The 15,805-nt window shown below is 69.3% G+C and carries 15 protein-coding genes; 9 read left to right on the top strand and 6 right to left on the bottom strand.

What is annotated here, in order from left to right; genetic code table 11:
* The first annotated feature begins 63 nt into the window (after positions 1 to 63).
* Positions 64 to 1,524 (top strand): sialidase family protein, encoded by a 1,461-nt coding sequence (locus tag D7Y13_RS25345; RefSeq protein ID WP_120584236.1) that lies wholly within the window; start codon positions 64 to 66, stop codon positions 1,522 to 1,524.
* Between the two features lie 164 nt (positions 1,525 to 1,688).
* Here the strand turns inward: D7Y13_RS25345 and infC are convergent, their stop codons facing one another.
* Complete coding sequence (gene infC / locus D7Y13_RS25340; RefSeq protein ID WP_120533875.1) at positions 1,689 to 2,435, bottom strand: translation initiation factor IF-3; 747 nt, start codon at positions 2,433 to 2,435, stop codon at positions 1,689 to 1,691.
* Positions 2,436 to 2,715: 280 nt separating this feature from the next.
* Between infC and D7Y13_RS25335 the strand changes: the two genes are divergently transcribed.
* Entirely contained in the window at positions 2,716 to 3,972 is a 1,257-nt protein-coding gene (locus D7Y13_RS25335) for a S1 family peptidase (protein ID WP_167508774.1), read from the top strand.
* Between the two features lie 94 nt (positions 3,973 to 4,066).
* Positions 4,067 to 4,684 carry a transglycosylase SLT domain-containing protein gene (locus tag D7Y13_RS48160; protein WP_120536254.1) on the top strand — a complete coding sequence of 206 codons (618 nt, stop codon included), beginning with the start codon at positions 4,067 to 4,069 and terminating at the stop codon, positions 4,682 to 4,684.
* 124 nt (positions 4,685 to 4,808) lie between these two features.
* Here the strand turns inward: D7Y13_RS48160 and D7Y13_RS25325 are convergent, their stop codons facing one another.
* Positions 4,809 to 5,105, bottom strand: a complete 297-nt coding sequence (locus tag D7Y13_RS25325; RefSeq protein WP_120536253.1) for a hypothetical protein — start codon at positions 5,103 to 5,105, stop codon at positions 4,809 to 4,811.
* 248 nt (positions 5,106 to 5,353) lie between these two features.
* On the bottom strand, positions 5,354 to 5,869 hold the full coding sequence (locus D7Y13_RS25320; RefSeq protein ID WP_120536248.1) for a hypothetical protein: 516 nt from the start codon (positions 5,867 to 5,869) through the stop codon (positions 5,354 to 5,356).
* A gap of 277 nt (positions 5,870 to 6,146) precedes the next feature.
* Between D7Y13_RS25320 and D7Y13_RS45830 the strand changes: the two genes are divergently transcribed.
* Positions 6,147 to 6,539, top strand: a complete 393-nt coding sequence (locus D7Y13_RS45830) for a DUF2267 domain-containing protein (RefSeq protein ID WP_158620402.1) — start codon at positions 6,147 to 6,149, stop codon at positions 6,537 to 6,539.
* 32 nt (positions 6,540 to 6,571) lie between these two features.
* Here D7Y13_RS45830 and D7Y13_RS25310 read toward each other — a convergent pair whose 3' ends face one another.
* The gene (locus D7Y13_RS25310) at positions 6,572 to 8,065 is read right to left on the bottom strand and encodes an HAD-IG family 5'-nucleotidase (protein WP_120584237.1); all 1,494 of its coding nucleotides are present in this window, start codon (positions 8,063 to 8,065) and stop codon (positions 6,572 to 6,574) included.
* 149 nt (positions 8,066 to 8,214) lie between these two features.
* On the opposite strand from D7Y13_RS25310, the gene D7Y13_RS25305 reads away from it, so the two are divergent.
* Positions 8,215 to 8,853, top strand: coding sequence for an START domain-containing protein (locus D7Y13_RS25305; protein ID WP_233595657.1), 639 nt, complete (start codon positions 8,215 to 8,217; stop codon positions 8,851 to 8,853).
* Between the two features lie 47 nt (positions 8,854 to 8,900).
* Positions 8,901 to 9,731, top strand: a complete 831-nt coding sequence (locus tag D7Y13_RS25300; protein WP_120584242.1) for a DUF5131 family protein — start codon at positions 8,901 to 8,903, stop codon at positions 9,729 to 9,731.
* On the opposite strand, the gene D7Y13_RS25295 is transcribed toward D7Y13_RS25300, so the two are convergent.
* A complete protein-coding gene (locus D7Y13_RS25295) occupies positions 9,732 to 10,640 on the bottom strand; it encodes a LysR family transcriptional regulator (RefSeq protein WP_120536244.1) in 909 nt (302 codons plus the stop codon). It lies immediately after the preceding gene.
* Positions 10,641 to 10,727: 87 nt separating this feature from the next.
* Here D7Y13_RS25295 and D7Y13_RS25290 point away from each other — a divergent pair, with 87 nt between their 5' ends.
* The 3 genes from D7Y13_RS25290 (at position 10,728) to D7Y13_RS25280 (ending at position 13,281) form a co-directional block, all read left to right on the top strand.
* Positions 10,728 to 11,564, top strand: coding sequence for an oxidoreductase (locus D7Y13_RS25290; RefSeq protein ID WP_120584243.1), 837 nt, complete (start codon positions 10,728 to 10,730; stop codon positions 11,562 to 11,564).
* 75 nt (positions 11,565 to 11,639) lie between these two features.
* The gene (locus tag D7Y13_RS25285) at positions 11,640 to 12,305 is read left to right on the top strand and encodes a hydrolase (protein ID WP_120536243.1); all 666 of its coding nucleotides are present in this window, start codon (positions 11,640 to 11,642) and stop codon (positions 12,303 to 12,305) included.
* Positions 12,306 to 12,399: 94 nt separating this feature from the next.
* Positions 12,400 to 13,281 carry a helix-turn-helix domain-containing protein gene (locus tag D7Y13_RS25280; RefSeq protein ID WP_120584238.1) on the top strand — a complete coding sequence of 294 codons (882 nt, stop codon included), beginning with the start codon at positions 12,400 to 12,402 and terminating at the stop codon, positions 13,279 to 13,281.
* Positions 13,282 to 14,059: 778 nt separating this feature from the next.
* Here D7Y13_RS25280 and D7Y13_RS25270 read toward each other — a convergent pair.
* The coding region (locus tag D7Y13_RS25270; RefSeq protein WP_147444345.1) for a serine/threonine protein kinase at positions 14,060 to 15,805 on the bottom strand (1,746 nt) is incomplete at its 5' end.

Genomic DNA, 15,805 nt, shown 5'->3' with positions numbered 1-15,805 from the left:
CCTTCTCCGGACCGGCCCCACCCACCAGTTTTCCCGCCAGGAATCCAACGGACGGGGGCTGGAATGGGTTGGGCTGTACTCACGGGACTGCTGCTGACGGGCATGACGGCCGCGACGCCGCCGTCGGCCATCCCGGTGCGGGGTGGCAACGCGCTGACGCTGCCCGCGCACCGGCACATCGTACGGGTGTCGCGCAGCGAGGGCTCCGTGCTGCTCTCCGCCGTGCAGCAGGGCGGGCTGGACGGACACGGGCTGCGCATGTTCCGCAGCGACAACGGCGGCGGCACCTGGAAGTTGGAGGGCGTCATCCACGACGGCTCCACGTATGACCGCGCGGACCTCATCGCGGTGGGCCAGGACGTGGCGCTCGTCTACGCGGTGGAGACGCCGGACAGCACGGGCATCAGCGGCTCCACCAGCCGGGACGTGTACTTCCAGTGGTGGCGCTACAGCGCATCCAAGGGCCGCTGGAGTCCCCAGTCCCCCGTGCGCGTCTTCGACTCCACCAGCTCCAGCACCGCGTACTACCGCGCGGAGCTGGCGCGCGACTCGAAGGGCCGGCTGTGGGTGCAGGCCTTCTTCCGGGAGAAGGACGCCAGCAACACGCTGAGCATCGCGGTGAGCAGCGACGGCGGCTCCACCTTCCGCGAACAGTCCGCGCTCGCGCGGGACATCCCGAAGCGCGGCGGTGGGCGGCTGGTGAGCCTGGGCAGCCGGATGATGGTGCTGTGGAGCTCCCACGACGGCCACGACTCCACGCGCTACCGGATCCGCGATGACAGCGCGTCGCTGTCCACCTGGTCCTCCACGCGCACCGCCTTCTCCGACGGCATCTACCACGGGGCCGCGTTGAGCGCGGTGGCGGACGGGAAGGGCGGCCTGCACCTCGTCTACAAGGACAACTCCGAGCGGCTCATCTACCGCCACTTCAACGGCAGCGCGTTCGGCTCCGCGGTGCGCGTGCTGGACGACGGGGACTGGGCCACGCAGCCCGCGCTCACCCGCGTGGGCAGCGCCGTGTACCTCTTCTACAACCAGCCCCGGAGCGACGGCAGCGGCTACCGGCTGTGGGTCCGCGCGCTCTCCTCCAGCGGCAAGCCGGGGGCGGGCAAGGAGCTCGCGTCGGTGTCCGGCTTCGCGGGCTACCCGGCCGCGCCGGAGGTGCTGCCCTCGGGTGTGCCGCTGGTGTGCTTCTTCGGCATCGAGCCGTCCTCCGGCTCCAGCATCCGGCTGTCCTTCTTCTCCACCAGCGCGTCGTCCCTCAAGTCCCAGGCGGTGGCGGCGAAGGAAGCGTCCCAGTTCCAGGAAGACGACCGGCGCGTGGCCGCCACGGGAGGCTCCGGCGGACCGTCCTCGTTCGACCCGCCCCAGGACGTGGGCACGGTGGGCAGTGCGCTGACGGGCCCGTCCCAGCAGGCGATGGCCGCCGGGTGTGGCGGTGCCAGCGCGATGCTCGCGGTGGGGGTGACGTTCCTGCTGATGGAGTGGGGGCGGCGCCAGCGCACGCGGGTCCTGCGCTTCTAGCGGGGGCACCGGTGGGTCCCCCCGCGACGCGCGGAACGTTGAAGCCGGCCCGGACGACGGGCGCGGGCGGGTCCCTGGAGAGACACTCCGAGGGGCACCGCCCGTGGGCGCGTCTCCCGTCTTCACGAGGAAGGGGAGACGCGAAGCCCGTTCGCGCGAGGCGGTTACGTCGTCGCGGTCGCGGTATCCTGCTCGTCGCCCGTATCGTCGGCGTCGTCGCTGGTACCGGTGTCCTCGGCATCGGCGGGCGCGGTGGAAGCACCCTCCTGGGCGGGAGCGCCACCTTCGGGGTGCGGCTTCTTCTGGCTCGGCGGCGAAGACTTGCGGGCGGCTGCCGCAGCCTGGCGCGCCAGTTCACGGGCCTTCTGCGCGACCTTCGGCGTCGGCGCGAGGATCATGAACATCTGCCGGCCTTCCATGCGCGGCATCTGCTCGGCGACGGCCACGTCCTTCAGGTCCTTGATGACGTCATCGAGGATGGCGCTGCCCAACTCCTTGTGCGTGATTTCACGCCCGCGGAACTGGATGACGACCTTGGCCTTGTTGCCCTCTTCGATGAACCGGCGGGTGTTGCGCACCTTGAACTCGTAGTCGTGCTCCTCCGTCTTGGGACGGAGCTTCACTTCCTTGAGCTGGATGACCACCTGCGTGCGCTTCGCGTCCGAGGCCTTCTTCTTCTCCTCGTACTTGAACTTGCCGTAGTCCATGATCTTGCAGACTGGCGGCTTGGCCATGGGGCTGACTTCGACGAGGTCGAGCCCCTGCTCCTGCGCGAGCTTCAGCGCGGCTTCGATGGCCATGACGCCCAGCTGCTCGGCGTTCGCACCGACGACACGGACTTCCCGCGCGCGGATGCGGCGGTTGGTTCTCTGGTCCCGGTTGGGACCGCGACTCTTCTGTTCGCGAATGATGTGAACATCCTCCAAAAAGGGTTGCAGACCCACCACCCGTGAAGGTGTGGCGGGCCCTTCAATGCGGCAGGCCCAAACGGCATGAACGGCAGGCAGGCAGCCTGTCTGACTCCCGCTCGGACCGGTAGACCTCCGGACCGAAGAGCGTCATGAAGCACGCCTTCTGGCCGGGTGGGCAGGGAGACGTGCAACGGACTCTATCCGGTTCACGACCCCCCAAGGCAAGGTAACGCGGGCGCTACCCCATTCCCACGACCCCCTGTTACCTATGATGCGCCCCATGGCGAAACGGTCCACCGCGTCCGCCCGGGACCCGACAGGATGCCGACCCCCCAGGGGGGTTGCGCTCGCCGGCTTCCTCCTGCTCGCCTGCCTGCCTGCTTCCAGCCCCTCGGAAGCCACCCCCCCGGCGGTTTCCCGGCCCCAGGGCCTCGTCCAGGGGACGGATGCGCCCGGAGACACGGCGGCGGTGGCGCTGGTGGCCCGGCGCACGCGGTGTGGGGGGGAGCCGCCGGTGCTCCTCTGTTCGGGCGCCCTCATCGCCCCGGACGTGGTGCTGACGGCGGCGCACTGCCTGGCCCTCTTCGGCGAGGCGGGCCCCTATGAGGTCTTCCTGGGCCCGACCCTTCACCCAAAGCCCGGGGCGCCCGGGCCTGGGGGCCGGTTCGTGCGCGTCACCCGCGCCGTGGCCCACCCCTCCTATGACCCGGCGACCCACGCCTGGGACGCGGCCCTCCTGCGGCTGGCGACGCCCGTGGAGGACGTCCCGCCCTACCGGCTCCCCGGCGGGCAGGACGCCCCGGTCGCGGTGGGGAGCTTCGTGCGCGCGGTGGGCTATGGGGACACGAAGGACGCGGCCCGTCCCTCGGGACAGCGGCGACAGGGCCAGCTCCAGGTGACCGGCGTGCGGACCGACGCCTTCCAGGCGGGGCCCTCCCCGGCGATGACCTGCGTGGGCGACAGCGGCGGTCCCGTGCTGGGCGGTCCGGAGGGCAACGAGGTGCTGTGGGGCCTCACCGTGAGTGGGGACGTGGCCTGTCGCTCGGAGGCGGTCCAGGTGCGGGTGGACGCCCTTTCGGACTTCCTCCAGCCCTTCCTGGACGAAGCCGCGCCCCCGCTGTCCCCCGTGCCCCTGTCCCTGGACGCCCTCTGCCAGGCGTCCTGCGCCACCGACGCCGAGTGCCCCGCCGGCCTCCTCTGCGTCGCGGCCGGGGACGCTCCCGCCCGGTGTCTGCTGCCCGCGCTCCAGGCGGGGACCTATGGGGCCACGTGCTCGGAGGACGCCGTGTGCGGCGGACAGGGCGTGTGCGCCCGGCTGGAGGTGGAGGGCGAGGACGCCTGCCGCTGCTTCACCCCCTGCGAAGCCATCACCGACCCCCTGCCTTCCGACGACGGCCCCCCGTCCGTGAGCGGAGGAGGTTGCACCGCGGCCCCCGGGGCCCTGGGCGCCGTCACCCTGGCCGTGCTGCTGGGGCTTTCGCGGCGACAGTCCCGGCACAGGATTCCAGCAGGTCGGTCAAAGACTGACTCTGCGTGAAACCACCCACAAAACCGCAAATGTAGGCGCAACTCCGCAAGTAGGGGACCGACAATCAGGCATAACGGTTTTCGGCAATCGCGAGGTTCTCCACATGGGTGACTACCGGATCAAGTCGGGCGACACGCTGGGCGCGCTGGCCAAGCGGTTCAACACCGACGTCGGCTCGCTGATGAAGGCGAACCCGAACATCAAGAACGCCGACCTCATCTACGCGGACGCCAAGCTCAACATCCCGGGCGCCAAGGACGAGTTCCAGGCCGAAGGCGCGGGCCCCAAGGGTCCGAACCTGACCGGCGGCACCGAGCAGACCCAGGGCGCCAGCGGCGCGGAGCCCGTGGGCGACGTGCCCCCCGGCCAGGTCGGTGACTGGATCAAGCAGGCGATGGACATCCTCAAGGCGAACGGCGTCCCGGTGGAGAAGATGAACCCCCAGGACATCGCGAAGATCATCGAGCACGAGTCCAGCGGCAACCCGAACGCCATCAACAACTGGGACTCGAACGCGCAGAAGGGCACGCCCTCCATCGGCCTGATGCAGACCATCCAGCCGACGTTCGACGCGCACAAGCTCCCCGGCCACGACAACATCCGCAACCCGGTGGACAACATCATCGCGGGCGTCCGCTACTCCATCGAGCGCTACGGCTCGGTGTCCAACGTCCCCGGCATCAAGGGTCTCAACAGCGGCAGCGGCTACGTCGGTTACTGACCGGCGCGCCCACGCCCTGAAGCAGCACCGCGCCCCGCGCTGGAAGGCGGTCCCCTGAGAAGGGGGCTTCGTCTCCCACGCGGGGCGTCGTCTTTTCCGGCGTGAAGTCCGGGGCGGAAAACCGTCAGCCTCCGTGCAGCCCGGAGCGGTTGCGCGGTCCGCCCGCGCCCTTGATGTGGATCTGGCTGGGCGCCTTCTTGCGGCCCCGCAGCCCGGTGCCGCGGTTGTTGCGCTTGGGGCCGTGGTCGCCCGCGGCGGGGCCCAACGTCACGCGCTTCAAGTCCTTCTGCCGCAGCAGCTCCGCCTCGTCGTCGTGCGCCAGCGTCTTGCGGCCTTTGCTGGCCTGCACACTGGGTTGGGCCGCATGGGCATCCACGCGCCGCTTGTTCTTGATTCCTGCAATCAGGGTCCGCACGGACATAGAAGTCCTCCTGTCTCAAAGAGGTAGGGACCCCATGGAGGTGATGCCATCCCTGGCGACGGGCGGGGCAAGGGCCGCTCCCGGTGCATGCAGGGAGTGGGCGCTCGTCCGGGCGCGGTGTCAGCCAGCACGGTGCACGGCGCTCGAGGGTGCGGAGTCACGGCAGGCGCGCAGTCGGCGGACACCTTCAGGGCCGCCACCTGACGGTGAGGGGCGTCGGGCCGCACGAGCGGACCCTTGCCGCCCGCTCAGGTGAGGTCGTCGTTGCTGCGGCGCGCGCGCTTCTTCGCCTTGGGCTTGCTCGGCTTCGCTTCCGGCCGGGCCTTCTGCTGACGGGTGGTCTCCGGCGGGAACAGCCAGCCGTCCGAGGGCTGGGGGGCGGCAGCGTTCACCACCGGCTCCAGGTGCTGACCCCGGCAGCCCCGGCACCAGGACTGCGGACGGCGCTGGCCCCGGCTCATGATGCGGAAGCCGAAGTCCTGCTCCGTGGGCCCCGTGTGGCCGCAGCGCGGGCAGCGCGTCATCGACGTGGTGCCCGTCTCCTTGGCCTTCTCACGCCCGTGCTCCACCACCAGCGCCAGCGCCGCCGCGAAGCCCAGCTTGCGCTCCGTGGACACGTGGAACTGGCGCGCGCGCTTGCGGCTGCCCATCACGGGCAGGAGGTCGAGTCCCCCCAGCAGGTTGCGCTGCTCCAGGACTCGCGACGACGACGATGGCGGGGTCGAGTGGCTCACGCGATCATTCATACGGGAGGGGTCTGACATGGCCGGTTCGCGCGCCTGCCCGCCAGGTCCCCCTCCATTCCGAGGTCTGGACACATGTTCAGTAACTCCGGGCACTTGGCGGCTATTTCCGCAGGTGGGCGGCCGGAGGTGGGGGCGTCGGAGGCCTGGGCCCGGCTGGTTGGACGCCGCCAACGGCCGGGGGGATGGGCACCTTGGGGCTGCCCTTCCTTCACCCAACCCGAGGTGTGCCATGGCCCAGTCTCATGAAAGCGAAGCCGAGAAGCAGGCCCGCCACGAGCGGCGCCACGATTCCCACTTGCGAGCCACCTACGCGGCCTTCCTCCGCCACCTGGAGGAGGTGAGCGGGCTGCCCCGCAACCTCGCCGAGTGCGCCGCCGTGTCGGTGCTGACCACCCTGGAGCGCCGCGTCCTGCCGGAGGGGGCGCGCAACCTGGAGGCGCAGCTGCCCCGCCTGCTGGTGGCCTTCCTACCGCCAGCGGAGGAGCGTCCCGCTCGGCTCCAGCGCTTCGGCCAGGAGGAGTTCATCGAATCCGTGGCGGAGGACCTGAAGCTGCCCGTGGACCGCGCGGAGCTGGTGATCCGCGCCGTGCTGCGCGCGTTCCAGGATCAAATCACGGAGGGCGAGGCGGACAAGTTCGCCAGCAACCTCCCCGCGGACCTCCAGGCCCTGTGGCGCCTCACGCAGTAGGCGAGGCGCCCGGGTCCCGCGCGTGGCGGCGGCTACTCCGCGGGGCCGCTGCCCGCGCCGTCCCCGGTGGTGAAGACAGGCGTGCCCCCGGGCAGGCTGGGGTCGTGCGGGAGGCTGCCGCGCGGGCTGCGCAGGTAGACGAAGGGTGTGGCGAACAGGAAGTTGCTCACGCGCGACGTGTAGATGTCCGCGTAGCGCTCCACCTGCCGCGCCAGATGGCTCTTGTCGTTGCCGGCGCGGGTGAGCAGGCCCCAGTGGGGGTTGGACAGCTCCCCGGCCGCGCGCGCCATGGGGCCCAGCTCCGCGTCCAGGGCCTCCGTCTCCGTGCGCAGCTCGGTGAGGCGGGCGACCAGCTCGGCCTCGGTCGTGTCGGTGCGGGGGCCGTACTGGTGACGGCGGCGCTGCAGCTCCAGCCGGACCTGACAGCTCTCGTCCTCCAGGCGCTCCTTCTTGAGCATGCGCTCGCCGATGCGCACCTCCGTGGCGCGGAACGCGGCGATGGAGCGCACCTCGTCCTCCAGCTCGCGCAGGATGAGCGCGGTGCGCCAGCGCAGCACGTTCTTGGTGACGTGCACGTCGCCGAACATGTGGTCGCCCACGTAGAGGATCTCATCGCCGGACAGGCCCAGGTGCCGCTCCAGCTCCAGCGCGCTGCCGCCGAAGTAGGGCTTGCTGCGGTTGAGGGGGCCGGAGTGGGGGCGCAGGAGCGCTTCACCGTTGGCCTCCACCACCTCGAAGAGGGTGGAGCGGGTGGTGAAGAACTCCGGCTTGCGCGCGCTCACGATGACGACGTCGAAGAGCTGGCGCCAGGTCATGCCCTCGGGCAGGTGCTTGTCGAAGGCGAAGTGCATCATGGGCTCGGTGTAGGCCCACTCGCTGTTGGTGATGAGCAGCAGCTTCTTGCCGGCGCTCTTCTGGTCCAGCAGCGCGAGCGGCGTCTCCGGATCATCGATGACGTAGCGCTCGGGGTCCGCGATGATTTCGGCCTTGAGGCGCCCCTGCATGTGCGTGGCGTCCAGGTTCTTGCGCACGTGCTCGTAGAGGTCCACGTAGCCCATGGGGCCGGGGAGCTGGCCCGCGTCCAGCCGGTCCACCAGCTGCGCGTAGATGCACGCCTCCGACAGGGAGAAGAGCGTGTTGAGGAACACCCAGCGGCGGTCGGCCAGGTCGATGATGGTGCGGTTGTAGGCTTCGCGCTGCGCGTCGAAGTCCATGGGCCGGCTGCCGTGGAGGGCCTTCTTCACGAAGCCGAAGCGGTTGGCCTTGAGCAGGTTGCCCTTGGCGGTGTCGATGATGAGGCCCCGGATGGCGAGCATCGGGTCGAACGTCAGGTCGGCGACGGGCCAGCCCTGCTCGACCAGTCGGTCGCGAATGTATTCGTAGGCGCGGCGTTCCCACGCTTCCACCCGGTAGTGGATGAGCGTGTAGTCCATGTCGTAGCCCACGGCCTTGATGGCCCGCATGTTGAGGGTGCGGTTGCAGAACAGGCCACGCTCGGGCGGAGGACCGGAATAGTGAGGACGCATGGGACGAAGGCTTGCCAAGGCTGGAGGGCAAAGTCGAGCGGCCTGTGCGTTCCGTGTGTTCGTGGGCAGGGCGTGGGTCGTCCAGGTGTCGGAAAGATGGGATACGGGTTCGGCGGCGTGCGCGACCCAAGGGCAGGTGCATGGTGGAAATGACGCGACGGTTCAGCGGGGCGGTGGCTGCGGCGGTGCTGCTGGTTTCGGGCGTGGCGGGGGCGGAGGAGGCCTGGGACACGGTGGCCACGGAGCCCTTCGTGGTGAAGGTGCGGCCGCGCCCGGGGACCAAGGCGAAGGACATCTGGGCGGAGGGCGAACTGAAGGCGAGCGCCGCGCAGGTGCAGGCGACGCTGGAGGACATGGAGTCCTATCGGCTGTTCATGCCGTACGTGAAGGAGTCGCGGGTGGTGAAGCCGACGGACGACGGAGGTCGGCTGACGTACACGCGGCTGGACCTGCCGGTGGTGTCCTCGCGCGACTACATCTGCCACGTGGTGACGGAGTCGAAGGTCGCGCCGGATGGGACGGGCGTGTACCAGCAGCACTGGAAGGCGGAGCCGGACGCGTTCCCCGCGAGGCGCGACGTGGTGCGCCTGCGGTTGAACGAGGGCAGCTGGAAGGTGGAGGCGAAGGGCGAGGGGAGGTCCTGGGTCGTGTACAAGTTCACGGTGGACCCCGCGGGCTCCATCCCGGGGTTCCTCGCGAACGTGGGGCAGAAGGACGCGGTGGTGGACACGCTGCGCGCGGTGGAGAAGCGCGCGAAGTCGCTGACCGTGACGCCCCCGGCGAAGTAGGCGGCCGGGGATGGGGGCGGGCGGTCCGGGTGTTCCTTCCGGACGCCATGGCTGACAACTCCAAGATTGAGTGGACGGATGCGACGTGGAACCCGGTGCGCGGCTGCGTGAAGCTGAGCCCGGGGTGCAAGCACTGCTACGCGGAGACGTTCGCGGAGCGGTTCCGGGGCGTGCCCGGGCATCCGTACACGCAGGGCTTCGACCTGAGATTGATTCCGGGGAAGCTCGCCGAGCCGCTGCGCTGGAAGGCTTCCAAGCGCGTGTTCGTGAACTCGATGAGCGACTTGTTCCTGGACGAGGTCCCGGAGGCGTACATCGAGACGGTGGCGCGGGTGATGGCGCTGGCGGACTGGCACACGTTCCAGGTGCTGACGAAGCGCTCGGAGCGGATGCAGCGGCTGCTGTCCACGCGGCTGGCGTTCGCCGCCAGGCTGCCGAACGTGTGGTGGGGCGTCAGCGTGGAGGACCGCAGGTATGGCCTGCCACGTGTGAAGCACCTCCAGGCGACCCAGGCGCGGGTGCGGTTCCTGTCGGTGGAGCCGCTGCTGGAGGACCTGGGCCCGGTGGACTTCACGGGCGTGGACGGTGTGATTGTCGGCGGGGAGAGCGGCGCGAAGGCGAGGCCGTTGGATCCGGCCTGGGTGCGTTCGGTGCGCGAGCAGTGTGACGCCGCGGGCGTGGCCTTCTTCTTCAAGCAGTGGGGCGGCGTGCGCAAGGCGACGACGGGGCGCGTGCTGGACGGCCGCACGTACGACGCGCTTCCGCGAAGCACGGTGGCGCCCGCGCCCGACGAGGCCCGACGTCTGCGATTGCTGGCGGAGGCGGAAGCGTTGGCGGCCCCGTGGCTTGTGCCGCCCGCGATGGCCCTCGGGGCTTGATCATTTCACCGCGCCGCGCCGTCGGCCCTTCTTCAAGAAGTCGATGAGCGCCTTGAGCTTCGGCGCCACGTGGGTCCGGCTCGGGTAGTAGAGGAAGAAGCCGGGGAGGGCGGGGCAGTACGGTTCGAGCACCCGCACGAGGCGTTTGTCGGCGATGAACTTCCGCACCCGGGTCTCCGGCAGGAAGCCGAGTCCCAGGCCGTCCACCGCGGCGTCCACCATGAAGTCCACGTCGTCCAGGGACACGCGCCCTCGGACCGCGACCTCGATGCGCCTCCCGCCGTCCACGAACTCCCAGCGGGAGAAACCCCCATGCGTCCGGCTGCGGTAGTTGATGCAGTCGTGGTCGCGCAGGTCGCGCGGGTGCCGGGGCTTGCCGTGCGTCGCGAAGTACGACGGTGAACCCACCACGGTCATGTGGATGTCGCTGCTCACCTGCACGGCGATCATCTCGCGCTCCAGCAGCTCGCCAATGCGAATGCCCGCGTCGAAGCCTCGCTTCACGATGTCGATGAGCGCGTCCTCCAGATGGATGTCCATCTGGATGTCGGGATGGGCCGCGAGGAAGGCCGCGAGCTGGGGCGCGAGCACCTCCTGGTAGCCGTAGCGGGGCAGGGTCAGCTTCAGGACGCCCGCCGGGCGGTCGCGCAGCTCGCCCAGGGATTCAAAGGCTTCGTGTACGCCCTGCATCGCGGGCTCCAGCCGGGCGAGGAAGTGGGCCCCTGCCTCGGTGAGTCCGACGCTGCGCGTGGTGCGCTGGAGGAGCCTCACGCCGACGCGCTCCTCCAGTGCCCGCAGGCTCTGGCTCACTGCGGAAGGGGTGACGCGGAGCTGCTTCGCCGCGGAGGTGAAGCTGCGTTTCTCCGCCACCGCGAGGAGCGCCGTCAGGCCCGAGAGGTCATCGCGCATTCTTTAGCGTAACTACAAAGCGCATCCAGATACGACGTGTTTCGGGGCGGAGTCGGGGACCGTAGTTTGTGGGCCATGGAGGACGTCATGAGCGCACAGCAGGGCAGGGTCTGGTTCGTCACGGGTTCGTCGTCGGGGTTCGGTCGCTGCATCGTGGAGGAGGCCCTGGCGCGGGGAGAGCGCGTCGTCGCGACGGCACGGGATCCGCGCACGCTGGCGGACCTGGTGGCGCGCGACCCCGAGCGGGTCCTCGCGGTCCGGCTGGATGTCACGAAGGCGGACGAGGTCCGGAGCGCGGTCGCGGCGGCCACGGAGCGCTTCGGCGGCATCGACGTGTTGGTGAACAACGCGGGCTACACCCTTCTCGGCGCGGTGGAGGAGACGAGCGAGGAGGAGCTCCGGGCCGCGTTCGAGCCGCTGTTCTTCGGCGCGGTGGCGATGACGCGCGCCGTGCTTCCCCAGATGCGCGAGCGTCGCTCGGGCACCATCGTGCAGCTCACGAGCGCGTCCGGGTTCGCCACCTACCCGGGCACGAGCGCGTACAGCGCGGCGAAGCATGCGCTGGAGGGGCTGTCGGAGGCGCTCTCGAAGGAGGTCGGGCCGTTGGGCGTGCGGGTGCTGATTGTCGAGCCGGGCATGTTCCGCACGAGCCTGCTCGGCCCGTCGTACCGGGCGATGCCGGCGATGGCGGAGTACGCCGAGACGGTCGGACCGATGCGCACGTATGCGACGCAGTCCGACGGTCAGCAGCCCGGTGACCCCGCCAAGGCCGCGCGCGCCATCGTGGAGGCCGTGGCTTCGGGTTCCACGACGTTGCGGCTCCCCCTGGGCGCGGATGCCGCGGACGCGATCCGCGAGAAGCTCACGCAGGTGCTGGCGGACGTGGAGCGCACGGAGCAGATCGCTCGCGCGACGGCGTTCTGATTTCGGAGCAGGAACGGACCAGAAGCCGCAGGTCCGTACCGTGTTTCCGCATCCGGTATCGGGCCCAATGTCGTCATGAGCACGAACCAGGCTTCCTCCTACCGCGGGCTTGATGCCCTGCTGACGCCCCAGAACAGCGTGCTGGTGCTGATCGACCACCAGCCCTACCAGTTCGCCAACCTGCACAGCCACGAACCGACGATGGTGCTGAACAACGTCGTCGGCCTGGCCAAGGCGGCCAAGGTCTTCGACGTGCCGACCCTGCTCACCACCGTCCTCGCGGAGCGCGGTGGTTTCCTGGTCAAGGGTCTGCAGGACGTGTTCCCCGAGCAGAAGCCCATCGACCGCACCTTCATCAACACCTGGGAAGACCGCCGCGTGGTGGACGCGGTGAAGAAGACAGGGCGAAAGAAGCTGGTGATCGCCGCGCTGTGGACTGAGATCTGCCTGGCCATGCCCGCGATCCAGGCCGCGGGCGAAGGCTACGATGTCTATGCCGTCACCGACGCCTCGGGCGGCGTCAGCCGCGAGGCGCATGACATGGCGGTGAGGCGCATGCAGATGGCGGGTGTGACGCCCATCACCTGGATGGCGATTCTCGGTGAGTGGCAGCGCGACTGGGCCCGCGAGGCCAGCGCCGCCGCCCTCGCCGGCGTGCTTGGCGATCACGGCGGCGGCAGCGCCGTGGCCTTCGCCTGGGAGATGCAGTTGCTGGCAGGCCGGACCGGTCGGGGCGTCTGAACGAGCGGCCTTCCCGGGTTCGGGGGGCATGACTGTCCCTCGGATTGCTGACAACGTTCTCCTGAGCGATGGACCCACTCGGGAGAACGATGCCGTGGAGACGCGCGCTGAACGGCTGAGCCCGCTGCCGGAGAACGTGGTTGGCGTTTCCGTCGTTCGACGGAAGTGGAACGGCATCTGCGTGGATGTGAACGAGATCCGGTCTTCGGGCCCGACCCAGCATCCCCTGTTCCTGGAAAGTCACACGCGACTGAGCGCGCTGCTGGAGGAGGTGGGCTCGCCTTGCGAGCCCCGCTTGCGCGAAAACAAGCCCTGCGAAATCGGTTACGTCCCCCGGCAGCTGAACCTCATGCCCGCTGGCATGCCGCTGTGGGGCTACAGCGCCAATTCGCGCATGGTGCGCGATGCCGTGCTCCTCTTCGACCTGCCGACGCTGGGCGAGCGCCTGGGCCAGGCACTGAGCCCCGACGACCTGGGTGCGCCTCGGTTGCGCTTCGCCGATGACCGCCTCTGGACGCTGGTGCGCTTGCTCGCCGACGTGGTGGAGGACGATGACCCCACCACCCAGCTCTACGGGGACGGCCTGACCGCCGCCATCTTCGCCGCGCTGGGCTCGCGCCGTGGGAGAGGCCCATTGACGCGCAAGGGCCTGGCGCCGTGGCAACTGCGGCGGGTGCTCGACTTCCTGGAGTCGCGCCTGCCCGAGCGGGTCGAGTTGTCGGCGTTGGCGGCACTGGTGGACCTGTCGCAAGCGCACTTCAGCCGCGCCTTCAAGGCCTCCACCGGCATGGCACCGTATCAATGGCAGTTGCAGGCCCGCCTCAAGCGCGCGCAGACGCTGCTGCTGACGACGCCGGCCTCGCTGGAGCAGGTCGCCGAAGCGACGGGCTTCGCGGATGCCGTGCACTTCGGCAAGGCCTTCCGGCGGGCCCACGGCGCCACGCCCGCGATGTGGCGGCGGGACCGCAAGCGCTGATCAGGAAGCGTCAGCCCCGCTGGCCATGTGTCCCCAGAGGGGGAGCCTCACGAAGCGGAGGGGCTTGGGGCGAAGGCTCAGGCTGGAAGCCCGTCTTCGCGGACGAGGTGTCCAAACCTGTCCGACAGTCGGACAGGTTTCCCAAGGTGGTGCCCGGCACGTCCCTTGGCGCTGCGCTTCTCGCCAGGCTCGCCGGGTTTGAACGGGGTTTCTGCCGATGTGACCCCCCGCGGCGTCAGAGGGTCCTTCGGAACGCGCTCCTCAAACTGCTACAGGGTCGGGAACCGCACCTCGGGAAGGATGAGGAACCGCGTGCCCTCCGCGTCCAGGAGCTCCAGCGTGTAGATGCCACCGGCCTCCATGGCGGACGTTGATGCTTCCACGATGATCCGGGCCCTTTTGCTTGCTGTGCTGGGTGCGACTTGAAGCACCTGCAAGGTCGGAAGGACTTGAGGCCGGGGTGCGCTCAGGCTTGCGAGAAGGTCCCTGCCTGGCAGTGACGCTCCTTCGGGGAGTTCGATGAGCACCGCGATCCGTTGTGAAGAGCGAAAACTCCTGACCTGAAAGTCCGCTTTGTTGCTCACGGAGCCCGACGCGCCCGGAGCGTCGAGTTTCAGGGACGTGACGCCTTGAGCATTCAGGATGCCCGAGGACAGCAGCGCGGAGAGTTCCACGGTGCACCGACACGTTTGTTGTGGCGTCGGCGAGGTTGCGTCAGACGCCAGGACCTCAGCGGCCGCAAGAAGTGGAAGGAGGAAGAGAAACATTTGCCTTCACGCTAATCCTCGTAGTGTCGCGGCACGGTCTTGACTTCGATCTGGTTGGAGAGGACCGCGTTGTCATCTGCGCTGCTGTTGAGGCGGGGCAGTCCTTTCAGACGCTCGTTCTGCGTCCAGAACTCAAAGCAGATGGGAAAGGTTTCACCGGTCTTCTTCTGCCGAAGCTGGGTGAAATGACCATAGACCCGTTCGGCGCCGATGTATAATTCACCCGTGAGCGTGTCACCATCCCTGACGCCGTTATTGCCATAGACCCAGATGGAAATCCGTCCCTCACGAACGGTCACATTCCCATTCCGCGGCCCCTTGCGATCGAACATGCCGTCCAGCAGGGTGCCATAGACGCCCAGTTCCTTCATGGCTGCGACCGACGCCTCCGGGCAGTTTTCGAAGGGAGGATCGGGACGATCCATCATGGGCGGATTGCTGGCGCAGGCCATTCCCATACAGACCGAAGCCATGACGGCCTTGAGCGGTCGGCTCGGCTTCGGGGGCGTTGCGACAGGGGCTGAAACAGTCGGTCTGGAAGTCACAGGTGAGCGTTCCTTGGGAGGCGTCGCCACGGGGGCAACGGTCGCCGGTGGAGGGCCCGTGGTCAGCGGGGCAGCGACAGGAACACTGTGCGATCGCTCGGGCGGACTCGCCAGTTTATGACCACTGGAGGCGGAAGGATTGGGTAGGACCCCTGGGGTTGTATTGCGAGTCCAGGCCCCCGACAGGACCTCCCAGGTTCCAGAGCCCGCGACCAGGAGCATCAGGCACACCATCAGGCTGATCAGCCCGGTGCCTCCCTGGGATTGGAGCCAACTCGCGGGACGGATCAGTGGCAGCAGCGCCACGGGCTCCGCCGTCCGGTAGGGCTGGGACGGCCAATCAGGGCGACGGATCCGCCCGGGCTCCTCCCCTGGTATCTCGTCGAAGAGCCGCGCCTCGAACGCCGCACCGTCGGAGAGCAGTCCCTCCACCAGCTCCGCATGCGCCTGCACCCCCGTGCGAGGCCGCCGCTCCGGCTCCTTCTCCAGCAGCCGCAGGATGGCCGTGGCGAGCGGCACGGGCACCTGGGGATTGATGGTCCGGGGTGACGGCGGCAGCCGCTGGGTGACGGCCACGGTGAGCAGGTCCGGCGTCAGCTCCGGAGAGAACGGGTAGTGCCCGGTGGCGGCGCGGTACAGGCACACCCCCAGCGCGTACAGGTCATCCGCCTCCGTATAGGGATAGCGCAGCTCCGGTTGCCGCCAGTGGAGCTGCTGGAACCGGATGGCCTCCGGGCTGCGCAGGTGCAGCGTGCCCGGGGGCAGGGTGGTGGTGGTGAGGGTGGTGGCCCCCGCCTGGTCCCCGGCGCCGAAGTCGATGAGCACCGGCACGTGGCCCGGCTCCCGGACGAGGATGTGCTCCGGCTTGAGGTCGCGGTGCAGCACCCCCCGCGCATGCAGCACGTCGAGCGTCATCGCCACGGAGCCGCCCACCATGGCCAACTGCCGGAATGTGGGGTTGCGGATCTCCGCCCACGTGTGGAGCGCCATCCCCTCCACATGGTCCATGACGAAGTACGGCAGCCCGTCGATGGGGTCCGGCCAGCGCCCGGTGGCGTGGACGCGGACCACCTGGGGATGCCACGCCCGGTCCAACAGCAGCGACATCTCCCGCAGCGCCCGCGCGGGATCCGGATGCAGGGACAGCTTGAGCGCGAAGCTCCGACCCGACCCCTCCAGCGGTTCGACCCGGTAGACCGCGCCGTACCCGCC

Source organism: Corallococcus praedator, assembly GCF_003612125.1.
Taxonomy (GTDB): domain Bacteria; phylum Myxococcota; class Myxococcia; order Myxococcales; family Myxococcaceae; genus Corallococcus; species Corallococcus praedator.
The sequence above is the reverse complement of the archived record's forward strand: the minus strand, read 5'-3'. Positions and strand labels throughout refer to the sequence as shown.

Bases quoted from the DNA above. Each gene is read 5' to 3' on its own strand.
- D7Y13_RS25345 (WP_120584236.1), top strand. From the start codon at position 64: ATGGGTTGGGCTGTACTCACGGGACTGCTGCTGACGGGCATGACGGCC.
- D7Y13_RS25295 (WP_120536244.1), bottom strand. From the start codon at position 10,640: ATGCGCGATGACCTCTCGGGCCTGACGGCGCTCCTCGCGGTGGCGGAG.
- D7Y13_RS25300 (WP_120584242.1), top strand. From the start codon at position 8,901: ATGGCTGACAACTCCAAGATTGAGTGGACGGATGCGACGTGGAACCCG.
- D7Y13_RS25290 (WP_120584243.1), top strand. From the start codon at position 10,728: ATGAGCGCACAGCAGGGCAGGGTCTGGTTCGTCACGGGTTCGTCGTCG.
- D7Y13_RS25325 (WP_120536253.1), bottom strand. From the start codon at position 5,105: ATGTCCGTGCGGACCCTGATTGCAGGAATCAAGAACAAGCGGCGCGTG.
- D7Y13_RS25285 (WP_120536243.1), top strand. From the start codon at position 11,640: ATGAGCACGAACCAGGCTTCCTCCTACCGCGGGCTTGATGCCCTGCTG.
- D7Y13_RS25310 (WP_120584237.1), bottom strand. From the start codon at position 8,065: ATGCGTCCTCACTATTCCGGTCCTCCGCCCGAGCGTGGCCTGTTCTGC.
- D7Y13_RS48160 (WP_120536254.1), top strand. From the start codon at position 4,067: ATGGGTGACTACCGGATCAAGTCGGGCGACACGCTGGGCGCGCTGGCC.
- D7Y13_RS25305 (WP_233595657.1), top strand. From the start codon at position 8,215: ATGACGCGACGGTTCAGCGGGGCGGTGGCTGCGGCGGTGCTGCTGGTT.
- D7Y13_RS25320 (WP_120536248.1), bottom strand. From the start codon at position 5,869: ATGTCAGACCCCTCCCGTATGAATGATCGCGTGAGCCACTCGACCCCG.
- D7Y13_RS25335 (WP_167508774.1), top strand. From the start codon at position 2,716: ATGGCGAAACGGTCCACCGCGTCCGCCCGGGACCCGACAGGATGCCGA.